The organism is Mesorhizobium sp. M7A.F.Ca.US.005.03.2.1 (assembly GCF_003997795.1).
GTDB classification, from domain to species: Bacteria; Pseudomonadota; Alphaproteobacteria; order Rhizobiales; family Rhizobiaceae; genus Mesorhizobium; species Mesorhizobium ciceri.
This window is the reverse complement of record NZ_RZRP01000136.1, coordinates 1-10149: the sequence shown is the minus strand read 5'-3', so window position 1 is coordinate 10149 and position 10149 is coordinate 1. Positions and strand designations below refer to the sequence as shown.

Here is a 10149-nt window from a genome sequence, read left to right as displayed (position 1 = left end):
CAACCCGAGCGAGACGGATCTGACCGAGATCGAGCAAGCCCGTGCGAACGGCCCGATCGAAGTGGATGTCCTGCTCCCCGGCCAGACCGAGGCAAGCCAGAAGGGCGAGCTTACCTTCATCGACAATTCGGTCGACCGCTCGACCGGCACGATCACGGCGCGCGCGACGATCGGCAATGGCAAGTTCACGCTGCTGCCGGGCCAATATGTCCGTGTCCGGCTGCATGTGAGAGAGCAGGCCGATGCGCTGATGGTGCCACAGACGGCGCTGGGCTCAAGCCAGCTCGGCAAATATCTCTATGTCGTCGGCAAGGGCAATACGGTCGACCAGCGGCTGGTTTCGCTCGGACCGACGAGCGGCGATCAGGTCGCCATCCTCAGCGGCGTCGCCGAGGGCGACCAGGTGATTACGGGCAATCTGCAGAAGATCGGCCCCGGAGCGCCCGTATCGCCGATACCGGAAAAGCCGGCCACCTGAACACCCCCGTCAGGATCCGGCTTCAGCGCGGCGCCCCGGCCTTCCCACAGGTCGCGGGCGCCGCTCGACTGAGCAGTTCCACCAGACCGGCAACATCGGCCCGGTCGGCCTTGGCCGGCGGCATGAATGCACAATAGGGGTGCCCGAGGTGCACCGAGACGAGGAGAGCGCAATCAGCCGACCGGCCTCCAGATCGGCGTGCGCCATGACCCGCTGGCCAAGCGCGATGCCCAGGCCGAGCCTTGCCGAGGCGATCGGCGTCGGTGAGCGCGATGCGGTTGCCGCTGCGCACGAACAGCTGCTTGCCGAACCAGGTTTCGAGATTGCGTATCTGCTGGCTGACCGCTGCAGAGGACACGCCGAGTTCAGAGGCGGCCAGAGTGAAGCTGCCGGCACGGGCGGCAACTTCAAAAGTCTTGATCGCATTCAGCGGCGGCAACCGTTCCACAGCGGCTCCATATGACTCGCCAGGGGGAATTTCGAAACGGTCTCAGCAGCGTTGGCCAATCAATTGAGATAGCCTCTTGTTAGATTGTCGACAATCTGCTTGTCTTGCTTTCGGTTTCCTGGGAGTGGCCGAATGGCGAAAGCGGATTTCAGTCCGATCGCGGACACGACGCGACGCGCCGAGATCGTTGCGCTGTTGCGGCGCGCGATCCTGACCGGGCAGCTCGCACCCGGCCAGAAGCTCAACGAACTGCGGATTTCCGAACAGATGCGGGTCAGCCGCGCGCCGCTGCGCGAGGCGATGCGCGAGCTGGTCCAGGAAGGCATCCTGACCAGCATCCCCTATGCCGGCACCTTCGTCATCGAGGTCACAGCCAAGGACATCGACGATGCCTATTCGTTCAACAAGGTGATGGACGAGCTGGCCATCGAGCGGGCGTGGCCGCTGCGTGACCAGCGCTTCTTCGACGAGCTCGATCGGCGCCACGAAGCCGTGAAGCAGGCGACCCGCGCATTGGACACGACACGCCAGATCGAAACCGCGCTGCAACTGCATGGCCTGATCTACGAATGGGCCGACAATTCGGTGCTGCTGGAAACCTGGCAGCGGCTGACCAGCCGGCTGCAGATGTATTTCGCGCTCCACCAGCATGCCCGCAACGAGCCGGTGCCGGCCGAAGACGTTCACGAAACCTATGTGCGGTTGCTGAAGGGCAAGGACATGCGTGCGGCCCAGTGCCATGCCAGGGAGCATATCGATCTCGACTTCGAGGAGTTGCTTGCCTACGCCCGCGGCCTCGAACAACGCCCATCGAGGGGCGCCTGACCCGTTCCCAACACCACAGACAGCGGACAAGACACGTGCAGATCGAGACCATCAAGGCCTACCACGTCATGCAGCCCTTCGTTGACGGGCCATACCGCATGTCGAAGGGGCGCGAGGCCGACGCCTTCGACGCCGTGATCGTGTCCATGACATCAGACAGCGGCATCACCGGCTGGGGCGAGATGGCGCCGCTCGGCAATTTTTACTCGGCCGCCTTCCCCGCCGGCGTTCGCGCCGGCGTGGTCGAGATCGCGCCGCATCTGATCGGCCGCGATCCGCGCGGGCTGGCCAGCATCGGGCGGCTGATGGACACGGTGTTCAAGGGCCATCCCTACATCAAGTCGGCGCTCGACATGGCCTGCTGGGATCTGGCGGCGCGCGCAGCCGACGTGCCGCTGGTCACGCTGCTCGGCGGCAAGGAAAGCGACACCGCGGAACTCTACAAGGTCGTCACGCACGGGAGCGTCGACGCCATGGCCGCGCTGGCCAAGCGCATCGTCAAGGACGGCTTCCACCGGCTGCAGGTCAAGGTCGGCGGCAATGTCCATGACGACATCGAACGCGTCATCGCGGTTGCCTCCTCGGTGCCGAAAGGCACGGTCATCTTCTGCGACGCCAATGCCGGCTGGACTCCCTATCAGGCGCGCCAATTCGCCGATGCCACGCGCGCCATCGACTACACGTTCGAGCAGCCCTGCACCACGATCGATGAAAACATGTCGGTGCGCCGCATGCTCGACAAGCCGATGGTGCTCGACGAATCCGTCACCTCGCTCGAGGCGATGCTGGAAATTCATCGCCTGGGCGCGGCCGACGGGCTGACGCTGAAGATCTCGCGCCTTGGCGGCGTGACGAAGACGCGCCAGATCCGCGACATTGCCGTCGACCTCGGCTTCATGATCACGGTCGAGGACACGGGCGGCGCCGAGATCGACACCGCGGCGATGGCGCAGCTGTCGCTGTCGACGCCGGAGGAGCGCCGGCTGCACGCCATCGCCTTCCATGAATGGGTGACGGTGCGCACGGCATCGAACATGCCACCGGTCACCGGCAGCCGCATGGGCATTCCAGACGGGCCGGGTCTCGGCATAGACGTCGTTCCCGATCTGCTCGGCGCGCCGTTCTTCGAGGTCGGGCGCTGAGATGAAAATCCGCAGCATCAAAGCCACGCCGATCAATCTGCGCCTCGAAGCGCCCTATGCCTGGGTGTTCGGCGAACTCGACGGATTTTCACCGACCGTCGTCGAAGTCGAGACCGAGGATGGCCTGGTCGGCCTCGGCGAAGCGCCGACGCCAGCGGCGGCCGCGATCATCAATAATGTCCTGGCGCCGCGGCTGGTCGGGCGCGATGCCTTCGACATCGCCGGCGCCGAGCATGTCTGCCTGCCCTTTTGGACCGGCGTGCAGTCGATCAACGACCGCACGCGCATCATGGCTTTCGGCGCCATCGAGATGGCTTTGTGGGACCTGCGCGGCAAGGCGTGGAACCAGCCGCTCTATCAGTTGCTTGGCGGCGCCGTACGCAAGGATATCCCGTTCACCGACTATTTTTCGCTGCGCGGTGATGGGCCAAATGTGAAGGGCGAGACGACGCCCCAGGAAGTCGCCGACTATTGCGTCGAATTGCACGAGACGCATGGAACGACTTTCTTCGAAGGCAAGTTCTCGACCGAAGATCCGAAAATCTCGCTCAGGATGGTCGAGCTGATCCGCAGAAAACTCGGCGACGATGCGATGATCCGTATCGATTCCAACCAGGCCTATTCGCTCAGCACCGCGCGGCGGCTGGCGCGCCCGCTGGAAGAATTGGGCGTGCGCAACTGGGAGGATCCGGTGGCGACCATCGAGGAGATGCGCGAGTTGCGGCGCCATTGCTCGATCCCGTTCTCGACCCACAACATCGACATTGCGCGCGCCATGGAAACCAAAGTGCCGGACGCCTTCGTCGGCAACCCGACGACGCATGGCGGCATCGGCCGGCTGTTGCGCTTCGTCGGCGCCTGCGAGCATGCCGGGATCGATTTCTGGTGCTACAGCGGCGACAGCGGCATCGGCAGCGCCGCCTATCTGCATCTGTGCGCGGCACTCGGCTGGATCAGGGAGCCGAACCAGTCGCTGTTTCGCATGCTGCCGATGGATGTCACCGAGGAAGGACCGTTTTCGCCGAAAAACAATGTCGTGCGCGTTCCGGAAGGTCCCGGTCTCGGCGTCACCTTGTCGCGCGAAAACCTCGCTGCCTGTCACAGAGACTTTACCGAGAAAGGACCGTGCAACAAGTATCATGACCCGGCAAAGCCCGGAACCTATCGCCGTTTGCCGCTGAACTAGATGACGGCTAGCGGCCAAGACCGACGGCCAGACACGAGAAGCCAACCGCCGCGATTTCGGTCGGGAAGGTTGGACAAAGACGGTGGAAGCCGTGCAGCCACAATCCCGAGCGTCCACGCCACGACTGGATGGACCGGACAAAACCGCATGCTAAAGTTCCGGTAGACAGGCCTCCGGTGCCGGGAAAATGGAGCAATCCACGAAAATTTCGTCAACCATAAGAAATAGGGGAAAGGGTAAAAACCCATGAGCAAGAACCACAGCATTCTCGACCTTATCCGGCGCAATCGCACGCCGCTTGAAAATCACCTGATCGACGGCCTCGTCGACGGCCGTGTCAGCCGCCGCGACTTCGTCCGTCACGGCAGCCTGCTCGGCCTGTCGCTGCCGCTGCTGGGCCGCATAGGCATGGCCGCCGGCCTTGGCGGCATGCCGTCGCTGGCGCGCGCCCAGGGCGCGCCGGGCGCCACCATCCGCGTCGCCAGCAGTGTGCCGGCGGCGACGATCGACCCGGTCAGCATTGCAGACGCCGGCGGCCTGCTGATCATGCAGCAGGTTGCCGAATTCCTTTGCGTCGACGGCCCCGATCTGGTGCTGCAGCCGGCCTTGGCCGAAAGCTGGAAACCGAACGACAACGGCACGGTGTGGACCTTCAAGCTGCGCAAGGGCGTAAAATTCCACAGCGGCGGCGAGATGAAGGCCGACGACGTCGTGGCCAGCATCGACCGCCTTGCCGACCCGGCCAACTCGTCCAATGCGCTGTCGGTGTTCACCGGCATCCTGCAGAAAGGCGCTTCAAAGAAGGTCGACGACTACACGGTGGAATTCCACCTCGATGCGCCGAACGGCAACTTCCCCTACATGCTGTCGTCCGACAACTACAACGCCGTCATCATCCCGGCGAGCTACAAGGGCGACTACGAAAAGAGCTTCGACGGCACCGGGCCGTTCAGAATTGAGAAATACACGGCAAAGGTCGGCGCGTCCTTCGTCCGCAACGAGGACTATTGGGGTCCCAAGGCCTTGCCCGAGCGCACCGAATTCACCTTCTTCACCGACATGCAGCCGCAGATCCTGGCGCTGCAGGGCGGACAGGTCGACATCATCAACCAGATGCCGGTGTTGGCCGGCGTCGCTCTGCTCAACGATCCGAACATCGACATCATCAGCCTGAAGTCGTCGGCCCATCAGCAGCTGCACATGCGCTGCGACGAGGGTCCGTTGAAGGATGCGCGCGTGCGCCGAGCCATTGCGCTCTGCCTCGATCGCGACAAGCTGGCCGCCGGCCTGATGAAGGGACGCTCCGCCCTGGGCAATGACAGCCCGTTCGCCGCCGTCTATCCTTCGACCGATACGAGCGTGCCGCAACGCAAGCAGGATATCGCCCAGGCCAAGCAGCTCATGGAAGCAGCCGGCCTTGGCCAGGGCTTCAAGATAACCCTGACCACCGAACGCTACCTGGAAATCCCCGAATACGCCCAGCTCATCCAGAACTGGGTCAAGGAGATCGGCGTCGAGCTCGACCTCAACATCCTCGACCAGAGCGGCTATTACGGAGACGCGGTGTTCGGCAAGTCGAACTGGCTGGATTCGGTGATGGGCATCACCGACTACGGCCACCGCGGCGTGCCGAACGTCTATCTTGCGGCACCGCTGAAGAGCGAAGGCACCTGGAATGCGGCGCATTTCAAGAACAAGGACTATGACGCGCTGGCGACCAGCTACATCGCAGCACTCGACCTCGAGGCGCAGAAGGCCGACGCCGGCAAGATCCAGAAGCTGTTGCTCGAGGAAACGCCTGTTATTTTCGGCTATTTCTACGACTATCTGACGGCGACGGCGAAGGGCGTGGCCGGCGTACAGCCGACCGCCATGTCGCAGCTGTTCCTCGACAAGGCATCGAAAGCCTGAACTAACTCTTTGTTGGAGCATGACCTTTTCCGAAAACCGGTCCCCACTTTTCGGGATCATGCTCAAAGGGAAAGCCAATCCTCTAACAGCCAGCTCCCGCATGGGGCTGGCTCCACAAGGAGTCTTAGCCATTCTCTCCTTCCTTGCCCGGCGTGTCTCGCTGTCGCTGGTGACGCTGTTCCTGCTCAGCATCATGGTGTTCCTGGGCGGCCAGGTGCTGCCCGGCAATGTCGGGCGCGCCATATTGGGTCCGTTCGCCGACCAGCGCGCGGTCGACGCGCTCAATCACACGCTCGGTGTCGATCGCCCGCTGCTGGCACAGTACTGGGGCTGGATCTCCAATTTCGTCCAGGGCGACATGGGCACGTCCTACATCTTCCGCTCGCCGGTCGCGCCTTTCGTCATCGATGCGCTCGGCAATTCGATGAAGCTGGCGGCGGTCGCCTTCGTGCTGGTGGTACCGATCGGCATCCTCGGCGGCGTCGTCGCCGCGCTCAACCTCAACCGCCCGCTCGACCGCATCATCAGCCTCGGCGGTCTGTCGGTGACGGTGCTGCCGGAATTCGTCACCGGCATCATCCTGATCCTGATCTTTGGTGTCTGGCTGCGCTGGCTGCCGATATCGGCCGCATGGCCGCGCGACGCCGGCTTCTTCACGCAGCTCTACTACCTGATCCTGCCGTCGCTGCCGCTGTTCCTGGTGCTGTTCGGCTACATCGCCCGCATGGCGCGCTCCGGCATGATCGAAGCGCTCGATTCCGACTACACGCGAACGGCCGTGCTGAAGGGCCTGCCCTGGCGCACGGTGATCTGGCGCCATGTGCTGCGCAATGCGCTGCTGCCGACCATCACCGTTATCGCCACGCAGACCGGCTACCTCATCGGCGGCCTTGTCGTCATCGAAACGCTGTTTCGCTACCAGGGCATCGGCTCGCTGATCTTCACTGCCGCGCGCGGCAAGGATTTCCCGATGCTGGAATCCGGCATCCTCACCATCGGCATCGTCTATGCCGTGGCCACTCTTGTCGCCGACTTCCTCTACTCCGTGCTCAATCCGCGCATCCGGCTGGGGTCAGACCAATGAGCACCATCCAGACCACCTCCTCGACACCCGACGACACGCGCCCGCGCGGCCCGCTGGCCGAGGTCTTCTTCTCGCTGCTGCGCTCGCGAACATTCCTTGTCGGTTTCGCCATCGTGCTGTTCTGGGTTGCCTGCGCGCTGTTCGGCGAGCACTTCGCACCCTACGACCCGCTCGCCGACGACATCATCAACGCGCTGGCGCCGCCTTCTTCCGAACACTGGTTCGGCACCGACCAGATCGGCCGCGACGTCTTCTCGCGCGTCATCGTCGGCTCGCGCGACATCCTGACCGTCGCCCCGCTGGCGACCTTGCTGGCGACAGTGGCCGGCACGGCGCTCGGCCTCGTCACCGGCTATTTTCGCGGCCTCGTCGACGATGTCGTCAGCCGAATCCTGGAAGCCTTCATGGCGATCCCGGTGGTCATCGTTGCGTTGCTGGCGATCGTTGCGCTCGGCACCTCGAAGACGACGGTCATCGTCGTCATCGGCTTGAGCTTCGCGCCGATCATCGCGCGCACCGTGCGCTCCGCGGTGCTGGCCGAGCGTGAACTCGACTATGTCGCTGCCGCGCAGCTAAGGCATGAAAGTGCCCTGCATACGATGTTCGTCGAGATCCTGCCCAACGTCATTCCGCCGATCCTGGTCGAAACCACTGTGCGGCTCGGCTATGCCATCTTCGCCGTCGCCACGCTCTCCTTCATGGGTTTCGGCATCCAGCCGCCCTCGCCCGACTGGGGGCTGTCGATCTCCAACAATTACGGCATGATCGGCGGCGGCTTCTGGTGGACGGTGCTGTTCGATGCGCTCGCCATCGCCTCGCTGGTCATCGGCGTCAACCTGGCCGCCGACGGCGTTCACGGAGCGCTCAATGACTAACTCCGCCAAGGCCGAAAACGCACTCGAAGTCACCGATCTTTCGGTTGCCTACCGCGTCGCCGGCCGCAACCGCGCCGTGCTGCGTAACCTCAGCCTCACCATCGGCCAGGGCGAAGCCTATGGCCTGGTCGGCGAATCCGGCTGCGGCAAATCCACCGTGGCGCTTACGGTGGTGCGCTATCTGCCGAGAAACGGTTCTATCACCGGCGGCACGATATCGCTCGACGGCCAGAACGTGATGAAACTCGACGCCGAGGCGCTCAGGCGGGCGCGGGCCGAAAGCGTCTCCATGGTCTATCAGGACCCGGGCAAGGCGCTGAACCCGTCGATCCGCGTCAGCCGTCAGTTGACCGAGATTTTTGAACTCGGCGGCATTTCGGGACAAGCGGCCACCGACCGGGCGATTGCGATGCTGAACCGCGTGCGCATCTCCGACCCCGTCAGCGTCATGCAGCGCTACCCGCACCAGCTTTCCGGCGGCATGCAGCAACGCGTGGCGATTGCCATGGCGCTGGCCAACGATCCCTCGATGCTGATCCTCGACGAGCCGACCACCGGCCTCGATGCGACGGTAGAGGCCGAAGTGCTCGACCTGATCGCACAGCTGCGGCAAGAACTGTCGGCCTCGATCCTGTTTATCAGCCACAACCTCGCCGTCGTCTCCAACATGTGCGACCGCGTCGGCGTGCTCTATGCCGGCATGCTGGTCGAGGAAGGACCGACGGAGGTCGTCTTCAACGACCCGCGCCATCCCTACACCGTAGCCTTGCTGCGCTGCCTGCCGCGCGGGGGCCAGCGCAAGGACCAGGGCCGCCTCGACACCATTCCCGGCTTCCTGCCCGGCATCGGGGTCGACATCAAGGGCTGCGCCTTCGCCGATCGCTGCGCGCTCGCCGACGACCGCTGCCGCAGCGAATTGCCACCACTCTACGATCTGGGCGGCCGGCTGTCGCGCTGCTTTCATCACGACAAGGCGCAGGCGCTGCCGCGCGCGACGCCGAGCGATGTGGCGCCTGTACCAAGGGCGGCGGCAGCGCCGGTGCTGCGCGTCACCGGGCTGAACAAGACCTATGCCAGCCATGGCCATGCACTGCGCGCCGTGAAGGACGTGTCGCTCGACCTGCGGCCTGGCGAAACGCTCGGGCTGGTCGGCGAATCCGGCAGCGGCAAAACGACCTTCGCCAGGCTGCTGCTCGGCCTTGTGCCGCCGGACGCAGGCGGCACGATCGAGCTGGAAGGCAAGGCGCTGGCGCCCAGGCTGGAGAACCGCAGCGACGACCAGATCAAGGCGATGCAGATCGTCTTCCAGAACCCGGACTCCGCACTCAACCGATCGCATTCGATCCGGCATCTGATCGGACGCGCGCTGAAGCGGCTGGCGGGCCTCTCCGGCAAGGCGCTGGAGGCTCGTCTCAACGACCTTATCCGCTCGGTGCGGCTTACGGACCGGCATCTTGCCGTCAAGCCACGCCAGCTGTCCGGCGGCCTGAAGCAGCGCGTCGCCATCGCCCGCGCCTTCGCCGGCGACCCGCGCATCGTCGTCTGCGACGAGCCGACCTCGGCGCTCGACGTCTCGGTGCAGGCGGCCATCCTCAATCTGCTCGCCGACCTGCAGTCGAAGGAAGACGTCAGCTACATCTTCATCTCGCATGATCTGGCCGTGGTGCGTTACCTCTCCGACAAGATCGCCGTGCTCTATCTCGGCCGCATCATGGAGCTCGGACCGTCGGAAGAGGTCTTTTCCGGGCCGCATCATCCCTACACCGAAGCGCTGCTGTCGGCCGTGCCCAAACTCGACCAGACCGAGACGGCGCGCATTCGTCTCGACGGCGAAATCCCGAGCGCCACCAATCCGCCGTCGGGCTGCGTGTTCCACACGCGCTGCCCGCGCAAGATCGGTCCGATCTGCGAACAGCAGGAGCCGCCGCTGAGCGAGGCCCAGCCCGGCCATTCGATCCGCTGCCACATTCCATATGCCGAACTGGCCAGGCTGCAGAGAGCGGCCGTGACCGAGCCGGCATAGCGAGCGTCACCATCACCCGCGTGGCTTGGCCGGTCAGATCTGGCCGGCCATGCTGAGAGCACGGTCGCCTTCCGAAAAGCCCTGCCCTTCGGCCCAGTCTCTGGCCAGCGTGCGCAGGCCTGTGAGCGCGACATCCAGAACATCCGACGAGGCGGGGTTCGAGGGATAGGCGAGGTA

General features: G+C 64.3%; 9 protein-coding genes and 1 pseudogene. 8 read left to right on the top strand and 2 right to left on the bottom strand.

Annotated elements, in window-relative coordinates; all coding sequences use genetic code 11:
- On the top strand, nt 1-478 hold a 478-nt coding region (locus tag EN991_RS10530; protein ID WP_127368705.1), incomplete at its 5' end, for an efflux RND transporter periplasmic adaptor subunit.
- A gap of 22 nt (nt 479-500) precedes the next feature.
- Here the strand turns inward: EN991_RS10530 and EN991_RS41655 are convergent.
- Entirely contained in the window at nt 501-926 is a 426-nt protein-coding gene (locus EN991_RS41655; protein ID WP_281040634.1) for a LysR family transcriptional regulator, read from the bottom strand.
- A 132-nt stretch (nt 927-1058) separates the two neighbouring features.
- Between EN991_RS41655 and EN991_RS10520 the strand changes: the two genes are divergently transcribed.
- The 7 genes from EN991_RS10520 (at nt 1059) to EN991_RS10490 (ending at nt 9972) form a co-directional block, all read left to right on the top strand.
- On the top strand, nt 1059-1751 hold the full coding sequence (locus EN991_RS10520) for a GntR family transcriptional regulator (RefSeq protein WP_013532877.1): 693 nt from the start codon (nt 1059-1061) through the stop codon (nt 1749-1751).
- A 35-nt stretch (nt 1752-1786) separates the two neighbouring features.
- Complete coding sequence (locus EN991_RS10515; RefSeq protein WP_127368704.1) at nt 1787-2893, top strand: mandelate racemase/muconate lactonizing enzyme family protein; 1107 nt, start codon at nt 1787-1789, stop codon at nt 2891-2893.
- A gap of 1 nt (nt 2894) precedes the next feature.
- The gene (locus tag EN991_RS10510; RefSeq protein ID WP_127368703.1) at nt 2895-4079 is read left to right on the top strand and encodes a mandelate racemase/muconate lactonizing enzyme family protein; all 1185 of its coding nucleotides are present in this window, start codon (nt 2895-2897) and stop codon (nt 4077-4079) included.
- A 246-nt stretch (nt 4080-4325) separates the two neighbouring features.
- On the top strand, nt 4326-5990 hold the full coding sequence (locus EN991_RS10505; protein ID WP_013532880.1) for an ABC transporter substrate-binding protein: 1665 nt from the start codon (nt 4326-4328) through the stop codon (nt 5988-5990).
- A 100-nt stretch (nt 5991-6090) separates the two neighbouring features.
- Nucleotides 6091-7074 (top strand): ABC transporter permease, encoded by a 984-nt coding sequence (locus EN991_RS10500; RefSeq protein WP_181172681.1) that lies wholly within the window; start codon nt 6091-6093, stop codon nt 7072-7074.
- Nucleotides 7071-7949 carry an ABC transporter permease gene (locus EN991_RS10495; RefSeq protein WP_027163828.1) on the top strand — a complete coding sequence of 293 codons (879 nt, stop codon included), beginning with the start codon at nt 7071-7073 and terminating at the stop codon, nt 7947-7949. The genes EN991_RS10500 and EN991_RS10495 overlap by 4 nt, the downstream gene beginning before the upstream one ends.
- A complete protein-coding gene (locus tag EN991_RS10490; protein ID WP_127368702.1) occupies nt 7942-9972 on the top strand; it encodes an ABC transporter ATP-binding protein in 2031 nt (676 codons plus the stop codon). The genes EN991_RS10495 and EN991_RS10490 overlap by 8 nt, the downstream gene beginning before the upstream one ends.
- Nucleotides 9973-10005: 33 nt before the next feature.
- On the opposite strand, the pseudogene EN991_RS40835 reads toward EN991_RS10490, so the two are convergent.
- Nucleotides 10006-10149 (bottom strand): annotated as a pseudogene (locus tag EN991_RS40835) (LysR family transcriptional regulator); the annotation flags it as partial.

What these genes read in the sequence shown, in the direction of transcription:
- EN991_RS10505 (WP_013532880.1), top strand. Translation starts at nt 4,326, where the DNA reads ATGAGCAAGAACCACAGCATTCTCGACCTTATCCGGCGCAATCGCACG.
- EN991_RS10520 (WP_013532877.1), top strand. Translation starts at nt 1,059, where the DNA reads ATGGCGAAAGCGGATTTCAGTCCGATCGCGGACACGACGCGACGCGCC.
- EN991_RS10500 (WP_181172681.1), top strand. Translation starts at nt 6,091, where the DNA reads ATGGGGCTGGCTCCACAAGGAGTCTTAGCCATTCTCTCCTTCCTTGCC.
- EN991_RS10490 (WP_127368702.1), top strand. Translation starts at nt 7,942, where the DNA reads ATGACTAACTCCGCCAAGGCCGAAAACGCACTCGAAGTCACCGATCTT.
- EN991_RS10495 (WP_027163828.1), top strand. Translation starts at nt 7,071, where the DNA reads ATGAGCACCATCCAGACCACCTCCTCGACACCCGACGACACGCGCCCG.
- EN991_RS10510 (WP_127368703.1), top strand. Translation starts at nt 2,895, where the DNA reads ATGAAAATCCGCAGCATCAAAGCCACGCCGATCAATCTGCGCCTCGAA.